Source organism: Marinomonas sp. 63XJN7_7_ISO-PGPR-S23-202 (assembly GCF_056173505.1).
The window spans coordinates 4,809,350-4,825,806 of sequence record NZ_CM149677.1 but is presented as its reverse complement, the minus strand read 5'-3'; the positions used below and the strand labels follow the sequence as shown (position 1 = coordinate 4,825,806).

Genomic DNA, 16,457 nt, shown 5'->3' with positions numbered 1-16,457 from the left:
GTGAGAGAAAAACACTAAACCGTATAGGGTCTCGTACCTACCAGCAAAACCCGATAGTAGTCACGCTGCAGTTGATTCTTACGGCTCCTTCACTTCTGTCGTATATTGTGTTTTTCCTTGGATGAGGATAATGGAGATAACCGCATAGAGTGCCAATAAAAAGGCGAAAGACATGGCCGTTGAAAAGGTCAGGCTTGTGACCAGATACCCTCCTAATCCTCCAGCGCACATTTGCAAGCATGTTATATAGCCTATTAGTTTTCCATGGCCTGTATGAATACCTGATAAGCTCATTGCCATAGCATTGGCAATTGTAATCGGAAAGGAAAAACAATACATAGCAAAACCTAAAAGTGAAAGCCAATAAAAACCATGACTAAAAAATATGATCATGGCACTGATGGCTTGCAATAAAATCCCTAAGGTAAGTAGCTTTTTCGAAGACCAATGATTGGAGCGGTTTCCAGAGAAAATGCCGCCCAATATGATAAAAACAGCATTGAAAGCAAAGGCAATCAGAAAGAAAAGCTTACTGAGCCCCATGGAGTCAATAACAAAAGGATATGCTGAGACATAAGTAAAAAGTCCACCTAAGCTTAATATGGAAATAATACCGTATCGAATATAATCCTTATTGAAAGAAGCTCTTTGGCTCATCGTCGCGTGACTTTTAGGAATAATGCTAAGGTTTCTCAATAACCAAAATAGAAATGCTATGCCAATAACAAAAAGGACTAAAAATGTGGCTCGCCAGCTTCCCGTTAACTCATATAAAAAAGTACCAATGGCTGGGGCCGTAGCAGGAATGGCATTCATAATAGACTGCTGGTAGCCAAGGTATTTTTGCTTTTCATTGCCTTGAAAGCTTCGATCAATAAAGAGTATGGATGACAAGGATAAACCGCCTGCAAAGACGCCTTGACCAAAGCGAGAGATGAGCAAAGAAAGATAGTCGGTAAATAAGAAAATAGCGCCAGAGGTTAAGATATAGCCGATCAAGGAAAATACAATCAAGAACGACAATCCCTTTTTATCATTAACCAGACCAAATAGAATTTGCCCTACGCCTAGTCCAAAGAGAAAAACAGATAGCGTAAGCGAAGCACTTGCATGAAACTCACCTTCGATGACGCTCATAAGGCCAAGGTACATATCGATTGCTAACGGGCTAAAAAGTGACAGTAAAGCAGCAAGGTAAAAAGCTTTTTTCATAAGATAAAATTTTATTAGAGAGTGAGTGGATAACTTTATTTGTTTGTACAAGTCAGCATGGGCTTATTGTGTCGTAAAGAGTGGGATACCAATGATATTTAGAGGATGGGGCCCATGTTGCTGTTCCTTTGTGGTGGTATCTATATCCTGTATCGGTTGGTGATTGACGGATAAATACCGAAAACAACCACAGTCGCTCGTCATAATAAAGGGAGAATAAGAAAATGCTATGTTTTTTTACCCACAGAGCTGCCACGCAATTCCTAGTTGGTATCCATCTCACGAGTGAACGGAACCTAATTCAATTTGCGCTGACGTAGGGGCTGTTTGTATTTCGTCTGTCGTCGAGCAATAGCGGCTACCTTTATCGACGTATCTTATAGAGAAGCGATGGCGGTAGAAGCCATAGACTTTATCAATGCGCTGGGTGTACCTTCTGTACAAGCGACTTAGTGGGAATAATCTTCCTGTGTTAATGGTTTAATAAAGCGGCTCTCTTTATAGTAAAGAGGGCCGTTTTTGTTTGTGTTGAATAGTGAAAAAGTGCTGGAGCATTGTTGTGAAATTTCCAACGCCCTTAATAGAGGGAAAGTTAATTAAGCGTTATAAGCGTTTTTTATCGGATATTGAGTTGCCAAGTGGCGAGGTTGTAGTGGCCCATTGTCCAAATACGGGGTCAATGAAACGCTGCCAACAAGAGCGTGCACGCGTTTGGCTCTCTAAGAGTGATAACCCTAAGCGCAAGTTGGCTTATACCTGGGAGCTGGTAGAAGTTGATAATCAATATTTGGCTTGTATCAATACTGGCTATCCAAATAAGCTGGTGGGCGAAGCCATTACTAATGGTGTGGTGAAAGAACTTGCTGGTTACGCTGAGCAAAAAGCGGAAGTGAAATATGGCGGAAACAGCCGAATCGATTGGTTACTTACGGGTGAGGACGGCCGTAAGTGCTATGTAGAAGTGAAGAATGTCACGTTATTAGAAGAAGATGGAAGGGGCTACTTTCCAGATGCGGTAACAGATCGGGGGCGTAAGCATCTATACGAACTGGCACAGATGGTTGAAGAGGGACATCGTGCAGTAATGTTTTTCTGTGTGAGTCATACTGGAATCGATTCTGTGACACCCGCTGCACATATTGATAAGAAGTATGCACAAGCTTTTATCGAAGTGGTTGCAAAGGGCGTGGAGGTTATTGCCTATCAAGTTGAGGTAAGCCCGCAGTCGATGAAAATCGAGCGTCAACTTCCAGTGGTAATGCCTGAACGACTTGATGTGTGATATTGGCTTAGTTTTAAGCTAGATTTTTGCTTTTTTGTTGGCTTATTGAACGATTTTAGACTTTATAAAATAAAATCATCGGAAACCTAAAAAAGTACTTGCGCTCAAAATTCTAGGATGTATTATACGCACCCACTGACACGGACGGCAACGCAAACAACGCTTTGCCCCTTAGCTGAAACAACAGGCTAATCAAGCCGAACGATAACACGTCAGACGCTCTTTAAAATAGATAATCAGATAATTTGTGTGGGCGCTCGCTGAGACCTTCAGAAGATCGACAGGGTTTTGCTTAGTTTACTGAGTGAGGCGCTGAGCGATCAAAAAAATTGAAGTCTTACGAGAGTCAAACACGTCAATTCGCTTTATGTTGATTTGTCATTTTTGATGATGGATCGATTAAGTTATTGTTAGTGTAAGAATTTGAGTGAGCAAGCTTTTAAACTGAAGAGTTTGATCATGGCTCAGATTGAACGCTGGCGGCAGGCTTAACACATGCAAGTCGAGCGGTAACAGGGGAGCTTGCTCCTGCTGACGAGCGGCGGACGGGTGAGTAACGCGTAGGAATCTGCCTAGTAGGGGGGGACAACATGTGGAAACGCATGCTAATACCGCATAAGCCTTTAGGGGGAAAGGAGGGGATCTTCGGACCTTCCGCTATTAGATGAGCCTGCGTGAGATTAGCTAGTTGGTGGGGTAAAGGCCCACCAAGGCGACGATCTCTAGCTGGTCTGAGAGGATGACCAGCCACACTGGGACTGAGACACGGCCCAGACTCCTACGGGAGGCAGCAGTGGGGAATATTGGACAATGGGGGGAACCCTGATCCAGCCATGCCGCGTGTGTGAAGAAGGCCTTAGGGTTGTAAAGCACTTTCAGGAGTGAGGAAGGGTGCTTGGTTAATAGCCAAGTATTTTGACGTTAGCTCCAGAAGAAGCACCGGCTAACTCTGTGCCAGCAGCCGCGGTAATACAGAGGGTGCGAGCGTTAATCGGAATTACTGGGCGTAAAGCGCGCGTAGGTGGTTTGTTAAGTCTGATGTGAAACCCCAGGGCTCAACCTTGGAATGGCACCGGATACTGGCAGGCTAGAGTACGGTAGAGGGATGTGGAATTTCCTGTGTAGCGGTGAAATGCGTAGATATAGGAAGGAACATCAGTGGCGAAGGCGACATCCTGGACTGATACTGACACTGAGGTGCGAAAGCGTGGGGAGCAAACAGGATTAGATACCCTGGTAGTCCACGCCGTAAACGATGTCTACTAGCCGTTGGGTTGTAATGACTTAGTGGCGCAGTTAACGCGATAAGTAGACCGCCTGGGGAGTACGGCCGCAAGGTTAAAACTCAAATGAATTGACGGGGGCCCGCACAAGCGGTGGAGCATGTGGTTTAATTCGAAGCAACGCGAAGAACCTTACCTACTCTTGACATCCACAGAAGAACGCAGAGATGTGTTTGTGCCTTCGGGAACTGTGAGACAGGTGCTGCATGGCTGTCGTCAGCTCGTGTTGTGAAATGTTGGGTTAAGTCCCGTAACGAGCGCAACCCTTATCCTTACTTGCTAGCGGGTAATGCCGAGAACTTTAAGGAGACTGCCGGTGACAAACCGGAGGAAGGTGGGGACGACGTCAAGTCATCATGGCCCTTACGAGTAGGGCTACACACGTGCTACAATGGCGTATACAGAGGGCAGCGAACTTGCGAGAGTAAGCGAATCCCAAAAAGTACGTCGTAGTCCGGATTGGAGTCTGCAACTCGACTCCATGAAGTCGGAATCGCTAGTAATCGTGAATCAGAATGTCACGGTGAATACGTTCCCGGGCCTTGTACACACCGCCCGTCACACCATGGGAGTTGATTGCTCCAGAAGTAGATAGTCTAACCTTAGGGGGGACGTTTACCACGGAGTGGTCAATGACTGGGGTGAAGTCGTAACAAGGTAGCCCTAGGGGAACCTGGGGCTGGATCACCTCCTTAAACGATAGAAGGCTTGGTGAGCGTTCACACAAATTATCTGATCCCTATCTTAAAAGCATTAGGATAAAGTCCTAAGCAAGACGCTAAAGCAGCACATTCCGCCTTTGGGTGAGTGATGAGATGCATTTTAGTTTCTGACTTAGTGCTTTGCACTAAACTTGCTCTTTAACAATTCGAATTTTGAAATAGACGATAATCAAGCGTCAAACCGGTGGATTGCACTTTTCTCATCTTATTTCCTTCTGATGAGAGGGTGACGATCTAATATCGTAAATCCAGAGAGAGACAAAAGCTCTTTGGTATGTGACTTAAGTAGAGAGCGAAGGTAACTTCACTCTAAAAACTACTTTGGGTTATATGGTCAAGTGACCAAGCGTGCACGGTGGATGCCTTGGCAGTCAGAGGCGATGAAGGACGTGGTAATCTGCGAAAAGCTCGGGGGAGTTGATAAACAAACTGTGATCCCGAGATGTCCGAATGGGGAAACCCACCCGCTTGCGGGTATCGTTGAGTGAATACATAGCTTAACGAGGCGAACGAGGGGAACTGAAACATCTAAGTACCCTTAGGAAAAGAAATCAATTGAGATTCCCTGAGTAGCGGCGAGCGAAAGGGGATTAGCCCTTAAGTGGCTTTGGTGTTAGTAGAAGATTCTGGAAAGGATCGCTGTAAAGGGTGATAGCCCCGTATACGAAAACGCCTTAGACATGAAAACGAGTAGGACGGAACACGTGTTATTCTGTCTGAAGATGGGGGGACCATCCTCCAAGGCTAAATACTCCTGACTGACCGATAGTGAACCAGTACCGTGAGGGAAAGGCGAAAAGAACCCCTGTGAGGGGAGTGAAATAGATCCTGAAACCGTGTACGTACAAGCAGTGGGAGCGGACTTGTTCCGTGACTGCGTACCTTTTGTATAATGGGTCAACGACTTATTTTCAGTAGCAAGCTTAACCGCATAGGGTAGGCGTAGGGAAACCGAGTCTTAATAGGGCGTTTAGTTGCTGGGAATAGACCCGAAACCGGGCGATCTATCCATGAGCAGGTTGAAGGTTGGGTAACACTAACTGGAGGACCGAACCCACGTACGTTGAAAAGTCCGGGGATGACTTGTGGATAGGAGTGAAAGGCTAATCAAGCTCGGAGATAGCTGGTTCTCCTCGAAAGCTATTTAGGTAGCGCCTCGCGTATTGCCACTGGGGGTAGAGCACTGTTTGGGCTAGGGGGTCATCCCGACTTACCAACCCCATGCAAACTCCGAATACCAGTGAGTGTTAGCGCGGGAGACACACGGCGGGTGCTAACGTCCGTCGTGAAAAGGGAAACAACCCAGACCGTCAGCTAAGGTCCCAAAGTTACAGTTAAGTGGGAAACGATGTGGGAAGGCTTAGACAGCTAGGAGGTTGGCTTAGAAGCAGCCATCCTTTAAAGAAAGCGTAATAGCTCACTAGTCGAGTCGGCCTGCGCGGAAGATATAACGGGGCTCAAACTGTACACCGAAGCTACGGGTTCATCTTAGGATGAGCGGTAGAGGAGCGTTCTGTAAGCCGTTGAAGGTCAAGCTGTAAGGCAGGCTGGAGGTATCAGAAGTGCGAATGTTGACATGAGTAACGATAAGGGGAGTGAAAAACTTCCCCGCCGGAAGACCAAGGTTTCCTGTCCCATGTTAATCAGGGCAGGGTGAGTCGGCCCCTAAGGCGAGGCAGAAATGCGTAGTCGATGGGAAACAGGTTAATATTCCTGTACTTATGTATATTGCGATGGAGAGACGGAGAAGGCTAGGCCAGCACGGCGATGGTTGTCCGTGTTTAAGGTAGTAGGTTGAGGAATTAGGCAAATCCGGTTCCTCTTAAGACCGAGAATTGATGACGAGCCCTCTTTTGGGTGAAGTGGTTGATGCCATGCTTCCAGGAAAAACTTCTAAGCTTCAGATATACATGAACCGTACCCCAAACCGACACAGGTGGTCAGGTAGAGAATACCAAGGCGCTTGAGAGAACTCGGGTGAAGGAACTAGGCAAAATGGTACCGTAACTTCGGGAGAAGGTACGCCGGCCGGTGTGAAGGACTTGCTCCGTAAGCACTAGTCGGTCGAAGATACCAGGCCGCTGCAACTGTTTATTAAAAACACAGCACTCTGCAAACACGAAAGTGGACGTATAGGGTGTGACGCCTGCCCGGTGCTTGAAGGTTAATTGATGGGGTTAGCGTAAGCGAAGCTCTTGATCGAAGCCCAAGTAAACGGCGGCCGTAACTATAACGGTCCTAAGGTAGCGAAATTCCTTGTCGGGTAAGTTCCGACCTGCACGAATGGCGTAATGATGGCGGCACTGTCTCCACCCGAGACTCAGTGAAATTGAAATCGCAGTGAAGATGCTGTGTATCCGCGGCTAGACGGAAAGACCCCGTGAACCTTTACTATAGCTTCACAGTGAACTTTGAACCTACTTGTGTAGGATAGGTGGGAGGCTTTGAAGATAGGACGCCAGTTCTATTGGAGCCAATCTTGAAATACCACCCTGGTATGTTTGAGGTTCTAACTCAGGTCCGTAATCCGGATCGAGGACACTGTGTGGTGGGTAGTTTGACTGGGGCGGTCTCCTCCCAAAGAGTAACGGAGGAGCACGAAGGTGTGCTCAGCATGGTCGGAAATCATGCATAGAGTGTAAAGGCAAAAGCACGCTTAACTGCGAGACAGACACGTCGAGCAGGTACGAAAGTAGGTCTTAGTGATCCGGTGGTTCTGAATGGAAGGGCCATCGCTCAACGGATAAAAGGTACTCCGGGGATAACAGGCTGATACCGCCCAAGAGTTCACATCGACGGCGGTGTTTGGCACCTCGATGTCGGCTCATCACATCCTGGGGCTGAAGCCGGTCCCAAGGGTATGGCTGTTCGCCATTTAAAGTGGTACGCGAGCTGGGTTTAGAACGTCGTGAGACAGTTCGGTCCCTATCTGCCGTGGACGTTTGAGATTTGAGAGGAGCTGCTCCTAGTACGAGAGGACCGGAGTGGACGAACCTCTGGTGTTCCGGTTGTCACGCCAGTGGCATTGCCGGGTAGCTATGTTCGGACGGGATAACCGCTGAAAGCATCTAAGCGGGAAGCCTCCCTTAAGATAAGATCTCACTGGAACATAAGTTCCCTAAAGAGCCGTTCGAGACGAGGACGTTGATAGGTTGGGTGTGTAAGTGCTGTGAGGCATTGAGCTAACCAATACTAATTGCTCGTGAGGCTTGACCATATAACACCAAAGTGGTTTTACTGGAGATGGTTCCTGACCATTCCAGCACTTCCTCCTTCCATGGAGGTCGTAAGACACACAAAAGACACAGAATACGATCCGGTTTAACGCTTGATTGTCGCTATTTCAAAATGAATTGTTAACAGAGACAAGTAAACGAATTTGCGCATTGCGCACACGAGTTTGCTTGACGGTCACAGAGGCGTTGAACCACCTGATCCCATCCCGAACTCAGAAGTGAAAAGCGCCATCGCCGATGGTAGTGTGGGAGATCCCATGTGAGAGTAGGTCGCCGTCAAGCTTTATATTTAGAAGTCCTAATCTATATTTAGGCACTTGAAAATTTGGTTTTATTAGACGATTGCTAATAAAACAAACCAGTTTTCTTGATGATCATAGAGGCATTGAACCACCTGATCCCATCCCGAACTCAGAAGTGAAAAGTGCCATCGCCGATGGTAGTGTGGGAGATCCCATGTGAGAGTAGGTCGTTATCAAGATTTAATTTGAGAAAGCCCTGATAGCTTATGCTGTCAGGGCTTTTTTTCGTTTCAAGAAACGTTCTAAACCATCAGCCGGGTTGAACCACCTGATCCCATCTCGGAACTCAGAAGTGACTCTTTTTTCGCCGCAGGCGCTTGCTATCGCCGATGGTAGTGTGGGCTTGATTGAATTAGAAAGTCATGTGAGAGTAGGTCGTTATCAAGATTTAATTAAGAGAAACCCCATCCTGCTAAGCAGGGTGGGGTTTTTTCGTTCTGGAGCATCACCATCACCGATGGTCGTGTGGGGCTCTTTATGGGACGGTATGTGACCGGATGACGATAAGTCGTCTTCGATTTATCATTTTCAAAAATGAAGCTTTAAATCAACGAATCTCACCCATCTTTCTTGTACTTATCGCTGCGCTTGTAATTGTTGATGACCAAATTTCTCGGTAACCTTTTTTCTTATTAAAAAAGCATATGAGAGTCTAAATAGATAAGAAAATAGTCTTTTATTTGTATATAAAGAGAGAATTTTGAAAAATAAATGGTTAGAATATGCAAGTTTTTTGTAAATATGGAGATATAGACGCAATGAAGCCTCTTATTAAAACCTCGGTTTTAGCTATGGCAGTGGTTACTTCTTTAACTATTACTGCTTGTTCCACTCAGCAATCCCATCATCTTGTTAAGTCAGAAACGGTCGCTAGTTACAATACAGATTATCAAGGCAAGAAAACGACACTAGTAGTAGGAAATTTTCAAAATCGCTCTTCTTACATGCAAGGGCTTTTCTCTTCTGGGGATAATAAGTTAGGCAACCAAGCTAAAACCATTTTAAAAACGCATTTGCAGCAAACTAATCGCTTTATAGTGGTTGATAGAGAGAATCTTGAAACACTTAAACAAGAAGCCAAATTAAGTGGTGTAAAACAAAAATTGGTCGGTGCACGCTATACCATTACCGGTGACGTTACTGAGTTTGGCCGTAAAGTAACAGGAGATAAACAGCTCTTTGGTATATTAGGATCAGGTAAAACACAAACAGCGTATGCTAAAGTCAGCCTAAATATAGTCGATGTACAAAACGGTGAAATTGTTTTTTCAACCCAAGCAGCAGGAGAATACCAACTTAACAATCGCGAGGTGGTAGGGTTTGGTTCTACAGCAGGATATGATGCGACATTGAATGGTAAAGTGTTGAATTTTGCTATAACCGAAGCTGTTAACAATATGGTTCGTGATATTAATAATGGAAAATGGACGCCAGTAGTAAACTAATATGAAAAGAATTTACGCTATTTTAGCGACAACCGTTTTGGCTTTGTCTCTTGTTGGCTGTGCTAGCACTAACAAAAGTACATTTTATTGGGGCAGTTACGAAGGCTTGATTTATGACATGTATGTTGAACCTGGTAGTGCTAACCCAACTACCCAGATCGATAAGTTGACGGCGACGATTCAGGAGGCAGAAGCTAACGGTAAGCCTGTTGCTCCGGGTATACATGCCCATCTTGGTTATATGTATGCTCTACAAGGTAATTTAGCTCAATCTAGGGCTGAGTTTTTGACTGAAAAAACGATGTACCCAGAGTCTGATACCTTAATTGATGGCATGATGAATCGCCTTAAAGGAGCGCAGAAACAATGAGTATAATGAAAAGAATTAGTTTATGTGCACTGCTAGGTATTAATCTACTGATCACTGGCTGTGCAACGCCTACTCCTTATAATTACGATGCATTAATTGCTGCTAAGCCTCGATCGATTGTTGTTATTCCGCCAAAAAATAATACGGTAGAGGTAAATGCTCCCTATATTTATCTCTCTACTATCAGTCGCCCTTTAGCAGAGAAAGGCTATTATGTTTTTCCTGTTGCCGTGATTGATAATTTTATGAAGGAAAATGGGCTACCTACACCAGAAGAAATGAATCAGGTTCCGCTAGATAAGATTTATGAAAACATTGGTGCTGATGCGGTGCTCTATGTGGAAATTAATGATTGGGGACAAAAGTATAATGTGATTTCATCGGACACTGTGGTTAGCGTTACCATGAGATTAGTAGATGCACGTACTGGGAACTTATTATGGGATGCAAGTGCTCATGCTTCTACTGATAATAATTCTTCAAATAGTAGTCTTGCCGGAATGTTGATTAGCGCGGTCGTTAACCAAATTGCTGGATCCATTTCTGATCACACTCCTGTCATTGCTCGTACTGCAAATAACGCTGCCATTAATTCTGCTAATAGAGGTTTGCTCAAGGGGCCTTATGCTAAAAAGTAGAAAGACAATCTAGCTATTTATAGGTCTTACTTCAAAAAAAATAGCCTTTTATTGGATATAGGGGGAAGGATATATTTTTTCCCCCTAACCCTTTCAACTAATGTTTTAAATGAATAAAGACGTTATATAAAAATGCTCAATTCTCCGTTTTTGAATTTGATGAGACAGGGGAATTGAAAGACCACCGCCTGAGAATGAGTGACCATCTAACAAACGCATGAAATTTCGAGCGTTAGCATGACTCCACACAAAGCAAGCCCAGAGCTTACCCCACTTGATATGTCATGGCGCTGGCTTTACGCTAATCGGTGAAGTCTGAGGCGAGTTCTCATGATAAATTATTATGCAGATAGGATCGGAGGAGTATGGAAAAGTTAGCAGATGACATATGGATATTTAATGGTGACTCTGTTCAATTCTTGGGGTTGCCATTTTCCACTCGGATGACAGTGGTTCGATTAACGAGCGGTGAGCTTTGGGTTCATAGCCCAATTAAGCTGTCGGACTCAATCAAAGCGCAACTTGAGGGTTTAGGTCGCGTTAAATACTTGATTGCCCCTAATCATCTACATCACCTCTTCTTACCTGAATGGATCGCGTTTTATCCAAATGCTGAAGTCTATGGTACAAATGAGGTGATCAAAAAGCGTCGTGATATTTCCTTCCATGGCTCTCTTAATACTATTCAAGATTGGGCTTGGGGGGCGGATATTGAGCAAGAGTTATTTTCTGGGTCCCCTTTAATGGAAGAGTGTGTGTTTTACCATACAGCCTCAGGCACGTTAATTGTCACGGATTTGGTCGAAAACTTTTCAGGTAAGGACTTTACTTATTGGCAAAGGGGGGTTGCCAAATGCGTTGGTATTCTTGCGCCTAATGGGAAAACTCCTTTAGATTGGCGTTTAAGCTTTATATTTGGTAAGTCTGATGCTCGCAAACACTTCAAGCGGTTATTCGATTGGTGTCCAAAAATATTGGTCATGTCTCATGGTGAGATTGTAAGAGAGAATGCCGACCAATTTTTAGCTGAGTCGTTCAAATGGCTGAGGTGAAATAGGCTTAGTTTTATCTGATGTTGATTTTCTATCCTCAACAAAAAAGACGCTCCTCGGCGTCTTTTCCAATCTTAATAAACCTATCCACAATGAGCTCAAAAGCGCTTATTATTTCTGATCTGTTAATAACTTAGGCACTTATCCACTTCGTTGGCGGCACCTAAAATCACGGCCACACGTTGGTGAATGGCTTCTGGTTGGATGTCTAGAATACGCTGTGTATGAGTGTGGGCTTTACCGCCAGCTTGCTCTAGCAGCATGGCCATTGGGTTGGCTTCGTACATTAGACGTAGTTTGCCAGGTTTGCTTGGGTCTTTGTTGTCCCACGGGTAGATGAAGATACCACCACGGCATAAGATGCGGTGTACATCGCCGACCATAGCGGCTACCCAGCGCATGTTGAAGTCTTTGTTTCTACTACCATTTTTTCCAGCGACGAGATCGTTCACATAGTTTTGCATGCTGTTTGCCCAGAAGCGTTGGTTGGACATGTTGATGGCAAATTCTTGGGTGTCTTGGGCGACTTGTACGTTTTCTCTGGTGAGTAAAAAGGTATGAGTATCAGGGTCGAGGGTAAACATATTGACACCCTTCCCAGTCGTTAACACTAGCATACTGGATGGGCCATAGAGGACATAGCCAGCGGCCACTTGTTCTTTGCCTTGGATCAAAAAGTCTTGTTCTGTCGCAGGGTTATCCCCAGTTTGGCGGTAGAGGGAGAAAATGGTACCGACCATGGCGTTAATGTCGATATTGGATGAACCATCGAGCGGGTCAAAGGCGATTAGGTATTCGCCATCGGTGTTGGCGGGCACTATGTCGTCTTCTTCTTCAGAGGCAATGGCGCGAACTGCGGGGCAAGCTAAAAGAGCGTCTTTTAACATGTTGTTGGAAATGACATCCAGTTTCTTCTGTTCTTCACCTTGAACGTTTTCGTTGCCAGCCATGCCTAAAATGCCAGCAAGAGAGCCTTTTTTGAGTGCGTTGGAAATATCGACACAGGTACTGACGGTGACGTTCAGAACGGATTGTAACGACTCAGGGGTGGCGCTGGCTGCTAAAACTTGAGATAGGTTTTGCATGGTCTGCTTTTCCTTGTTTTTAGAGAATGTAGAAATTATGCCATTGCCTGAGGAAGGTGTCAGCCAAGTGATGAGTTGTCAGTAAAATAATTGTTCATGGCTTTGTATTTCGACTAGGCTATCTTGACTGGGTTACGGTGAAAGAATCGTTTAAGGAAACGCTATGTCTGAGTTTGTTTTGTATAATCTGGAGTTGGATGGTTCTGGTGGGGCAAAGGTATTAGCAGCAAGCGATCTTCCCGTTGCCTTGCCGCAGGAAGGGAGCCGTTGGATACATATGGACAGAAGTGATGATTTAGCAAAAGACTGGTTCGCCTCATTGCCTGATGTGCCATACAGCTTGGTGGAAGCCTTGTTTGCGGATGAAACACGGCCCCGTTTGGTGAAAATGGGAGCGGGGATCCTGTTAACGCTTAGAGGTGTTAACCTCAACCCCGGTTCTGACCCGTCCGATATGGTGTCTTTGCGCCTTTGGGTTACACCACACTTTATTATTTCCGTTCGCAAGCGCCGCTTACTATCGGTTCAAGATGTGATCGAGAACTTGGAGAATAATGAAGGGCCAGTGAGTACAGCAGATTTAGTGTCGACTTTGACGCATACCTTGATTAGCCGCATGGCATCGGTGATTGATGGCCTCGAAGATGAACTGGATGATTTAGAAGAGAATATGAGCCAGCGCATCGAAGCAGATCAGCGTAGCGAGTTGGTACAGCGACGCTTGGCGTCGATTCGTTTACGACGCTTTCTTGTTCCGCAAAAGGAAGCCATTAACAAATTGATAGTGGAATTCCAGACATGGATGACAAGAGATCATCTGGTTCGGGTGCAAGAAGCGGCTAACGAACTGACACGTTATGTTGAGGCGTTAGATTCACTGCGTGAACGCTGTATTTTGATGCAGGAAGAGTTCGTGAACGCGCAATCTGAGAAGATGAATGCGCGTATGTATGTTCTGTCCATATTGTCAGGTATTTTTATGCCTTTAGGATTTCTGACCGGATTGTTTGGTATCAATATCGGTGGCATGCCTGGCACAAATAATAGTGCCGCGTTCTGGATTTTTTGTGGTGCGTTGGCGCTGTTAGGCACCACTCAATTTCTGGTTATGCGTAAGAGTCGCTGGTTCTAGACGAAGTAAGCTAATTGAAAGAGATCAAAGCCTTTGATAGAGAATCTAAGGCTTTGTCTGATTTATTTTTTCAGGGTTTTGATGCCGTCTTTGGTGCCTAATAACAATACATCTGCTGGGCGGGCGGCAAATAAGCCATTGGTCACCACGCCTACGATGTTGTTGATGCTTTTCTCAAGTGCCACGGGATCGAGGATGTCGAGGTTGTAGACATCTAAAATCTGGTTACCGTTATCGGTAATGACGTTTTCACGATAAACAGGCGTTCCTCCCAGTTTGACCAGTTCTCGAGCCACATGACCGCGTGCCATTGGAATGACTTCAATTGGCAGCGGGAAGGCTCCCAATACATCCACTAATTTTGACTCATCCGCGATGCAGACGAATAGATCACTACAGGCGGCCACGATTTTTTCACGGGTAAGCGCCGCGCCACCGCCTTTGATCAGGTTTAAATGATGGTCTGACTCATCGGCACCATCGATATAAACACGTACTTCGTTGACGGCATTGAGGCTGTAAACAGGAATACCATGGCCTTTTAGGCGCTGCGCTGAGGCTTCAGAGCTGGCGACGGTGCCATCAAAACGATGTTTGTGTTTGGCCAATTCATCAATAAACAGATTGGCGGTGGAGCCAGTACCGACACCGACGATGGTATCGGCTTGTAGCATAGGGAGAATGTGCTCGATTGCCGCTTCAGCGACGGCTTGTTTTAATTCATCTTGCGTCATGGGTCGTTTCGCCTTGTCTTTTATTATAAGAGATAAGCGTTCTTTGCACTTGCCACGTGTGAGGGGGGCAAAGAACACATGATTTTGGGGCATTATTATGACAAATAAGCCTCCTCTGATGGTGGGGGTATTATAAGTGCTTCAGTTGTCTATTGTTAGCCTCGTATTTACCGATTTTCTGCGCTTTTGATGGTGTCTAAGGGGGGATCGGCCTTTGCGTGAAGTGAGCCAAAAGAGTATATTTCCTACTCAGTTTTTTTGACTAGCAGCGACAACGTAGGCGTCACCAAGAATGTTGCGTTGTCGATTTATTTTTCATTTAGGACACACTATGCCTCATACCATGATCAAAAAGATTCTACAGGCGCGCGTTTATGACGTTGCCGTGGAAACACCACTGTCTCGTGCCAATCAATTATCGACTCGATTAGGCAATGAGATTATTTTGAAGCGAGAAGATTTGCAGCCAGTCTTCTCTTTCAAAATTCGTGGGGCATACAACAAAATTTGTCAGTTAACACCCGAAGAACGCGCTCGTGGCGTGATTGCCGCTTCGGCGGGTAATCATGCACAGGGATTGGCTTTGGCGGCCAAAAAACTTGGTATTCAAGCGACAATTGTCATGCCTGCGACGACGCCAGAAGTCAAAGTGACGGCGGTGCGTAACCATGGCGCCGAAGTGGTGTTATTCGGTGATGCGTTTGATGAAGCGTCTGCCAAATCTCGCGAAATTATGGATAAGACGGGCCAAGTCTATGTGCATCCCTTCGACGATCTTGACACCATTGCGGGTCAAGGAACCATTGGTATGGAGATCTTGCATCAACATGAAGGCAACATTGACGCGATTTTTGTGCCTGTTGGCGGTGGTGGCTTAATTTCAGGGATTTCCGCTTATATCAAATATCTGCGTCCAGAGATCAAAATTATTGGCGTTGAGCCAGAAGATGCTGCTTGCCTAAAAATCGCTTTGGAAAAAGGCGAGCCCACTCGCTTGGCTACTGTGGGGATTTTTGCGGAAGGGGTTGCTGTGGCTGAAATCGGGAAAAACACCTTTGCCATTGCCAAAGATACGGTGGACGAAGTGATAACCGTGACCACAGATGAAATGTGTGCAGCGATCAAAGACATCTATGATGATACGCGTTCTATCACCGAGCCGGCCGGTGCATGTGCGCTTGCTGGTTTGAAAAAGTATATTGAGCGTGAAGGGGCGAAAGGACAAACGCTGATTGCGATCAACAGTGGGGCCAATGTGAACTTTGACCGTTTGCGCCACGTGTCAGAACGTGCCGAGTTGGGGGAAAAACGTGAAGCCATCATCGCGGTTAAGATCCCTGAAAAGCCCGGCAGTTTTAAAGATTTCTGTCAGGCACTAGTAGGGCGCAATATTACAGAATTCAATTACCGTTACGGTGATGATAACCAAGCGGTCATTTTTGTGGGGGTGGCGTTGGGTGGCAGTCCACATAGTCGCAAAGAATTATTGGCCGATTTGAAAGGCTATGAAATCATCGATTTGACCGACGATGAAACCACCAAAGTGCATGTTCGCCATATGATTGGTGGACACCTGCACAGCGATAAGGGCGAATTGATCTACAGTTTTGAGTTCCCTGAGCGCCCAGGTGCGTTGCTGAAATTCCTCAATACGCTGGGCGGTCATTGGAATATTTCTATGTTCCATTACCGAAACCATGGGGATGCCTATGGTCGTGTATTGGTGGGACTACAAGCCGTCGGTGAGGAAACCGATGTGACCCGTTATTTAGACGAGTTGGGTTATCCTTACCAAGATGAGAATGACAATCCAGCTTGTAAGCTGTTTTTCGCTAACTAGGCAAAAATCGGTTATTATTAAGCTAATTTTATAACATGCCACACAACCCGTGTTTTGCCAGAGCAAAACACGGGTTGTGTGGTTCTGATTCGGCACAAAATGTTGTGCATTAAGTCGAGCATTA

General features: G+C 45.6%; 12 protein-coding genes and 4 rRNA genes. 13 read left to right on the top strand and 3 right to left on the bottom strand.

Annotated features, from left to right (window positions below; translation table 11 throughout):
• Nucleotides 1-78 precede the first annotated feature (78 nt).
• On the bottom strand, nt 79-1,212 hold the full coding sequence (locus AC0VYG_RS22230; RefSeq protein WP_475430048.1) for an MFS transporter: 1,134 nt from the start codon (nt 1,210-1,212) through the stop codon (nt 79-81).
• 327 nt (nt 1,213-1,539) lie between these two features.
• On the opposite strand from AC0VYG_RS22230, the gene AC0VYG_RS22225 reads away from it, so the two are divergent.
• From AC0VYG_RS22225 to AC0VYG_RS22175, 11 genes are all read left to right on the top strand, one after another.
• Nucleotides 1,540-1,665: a hypothetical protein gene (locus AC0VYG_RS22225; RefSeq protein ID WP_475449881.1), complete on the top strand. Its 126-nt coding sequence runs from the start codon at nt 1,540-1,542 to the stop codon at nt 1,663-1,665.
• A gap of 106 nt (nt 1,666-1,771) precedes the next feature.
• Nucleotides 1,772-2,494 carry a DNA/RNA nuclease SfsA gene (gene sfsA / locus AC0VYG_RS22220; protein ID WP_475430047.1) on the top strand — a complete coding sequence of 241 codons (723 nt, stop codon included), beginning with the start codon at nt 1,772-1,774 and terminating at the stop codon, nt 2,492-2,494.
• Between the two features lie 441 nt (nt 2,495-2,935).
• Nucleotides 2,936-4,472 (top strand): 16S ribosomal RNA (locus tag AC0VYG_RS22215).
• 359 nt (nt 4,473-4,831) lie between these two features.
• Nucleotides 4,832-7,716, top strand: a 23S ribosomal RNA gene (locus tag AC0VYG_RS22210).
• Nucleotides 7,717-7,902: 186 nt separating this feature from the next.
• Nucleotides 7,903-8,017 (top strand): 5S ribosomal RNA (gene rrf, locus AC0VYG_RS22205).
• Between the two features lie 84 nt (nt 8,018-8,101).
• Nucleotides 8,102-8,216, top strand: a 5S ribosomal RNA gene (gene rrf, locus AC0VYG_RS22200).
• Together the 16S, 23S and 5S rRNA genes form the textbook arrangement of a ribosomal RNA operon.
• 113 nt (nt 8,217-8,329) lie before the next feature.
• Nucleotides 8,330-8,530: a hypothetical protein gene (locus tag AC0VYG_RS22195; RefSeq protein WP_475430046.1), complete on the top strand. Its 201-nt coding sequence runs from the start codon at nt 8,330-8,332 to the stop codon at nt 8,528-8,530.
• A 265-nt stretch (nt 8,531-8,795) separates the two neighbouring features.
• The gene (locus AC0VYG_RS22190) at nt 8,796-9,482 is read left to right on the top strand and encodes a CsgG/HfaB family protein (RefSeq protein WP_475430045.1); all 687 of its coding nucleotides are present in this window, start codon (nt 8,796-8,798) and stop codon (nt 9,480-9,482) included.
• Between the two features lies 1 nt (nt 9,483).
• Nucleotides 9,484-9,852, top strand: coding sequence for a DUF4810 domain-containing protein (locus AC0VYG_RS22185; protein WP_475430044.1), 369 nt, complete (start codon nt 9,484-9,486; stop codon nt 9,850-9,852).
• A complete protein-coding gene (locus AC0VYG_RS22180; RefSeq protein WP_475430043.1) occupies nt 9,849-10,490 on the top strand; it encodes a DUF799 domain-containing protein in 642 nt (213 codons plus the stop codon). Before AC0VYG_RS22185 ends, AC0VYG_RS22180 begins: the two co-directional genes overlap by 4 nt.
• 365 nt (nt 10,491-10,855) lie before the next feature.
• Nucleotides 10,856-11,542, top strand: a complete 687-nt coding sequence (locus AC0VYG_RS22175) for a DUF4336 domain-containing protein (RefSeq protein WP_475430042.1) — start codon at nt 10,856-10,858, stop codon at nt 11,540-11,542.
• 125 nt (nt 11,543-11,667) lie between these two features.
• Here AC0VYG_RS22175 and AC0VYG_RS22170 read toward each other — a convergent pair whose 3' ends face one another.
• Complete coding sequence (locus tag AC0VYG_RS22170) at nt 11,668-12,627, bottom strand: class 1 fructose-bisphosphatase (protein ID WP_475430041.1); 960 nt, start codon at nt 12,625-12,627, stop codon at nt 11,668-11,670.
• A 163-nt stretch (nt 12,628-12,790) separates the two neighbouring features.
• On the opposite strand from AC0VYG_RS22170, the gene AC0VYG_RS22165 reads away from it, so the two are divergent.
• A complete protein-coding gene (locus AC0VYG_RS22165) occupies nt 12,791-13,759 on the top strand; it encodes a zinc transporter ZntB (RefSeq protein ID WP_475430040.1) in 969 nt (322 codons plus the stop codon).
• Between the two features lie 62 nt (nt 13,760-13,821).
• On the opposite strand, the gene rpiA is transcribed toward AC0VYG_RS22165, so the two are convergent.
• Nucleotides 13,822-14,493 (bottom strand): ribose-5-phosphate isomerase RpiA, encoded by a 672-nt coding sequence (gene rpiA, locus AC0VYG_RS22160; protein WP_475430039.1) that lies wholly within the window; start codon nt 14,491-14,493, stop codon nt 13,822-13,824.
• A 331-nt stretch (nt 14,494-14,824) separates the two neighbouring features.
• On the opposite strand from rpiA, the gene ilvA reads away from it, so the two are divergent.
• On the top strand, nt 14,825-16,333 hold the full coding sequence (gene ilvA / locus AC0VYG_RS22155; RefSeq protein WP_067018991.1) for a threonine ammonia-lyase, biosynthetic: 1,509 nt from the start codon (nt 14,825-14,827) through the stop codon (nt 16,331-16,333).
• The last annotated feature ends 124 nt before the right edge of the window (nt 16,334-16,457 follow it).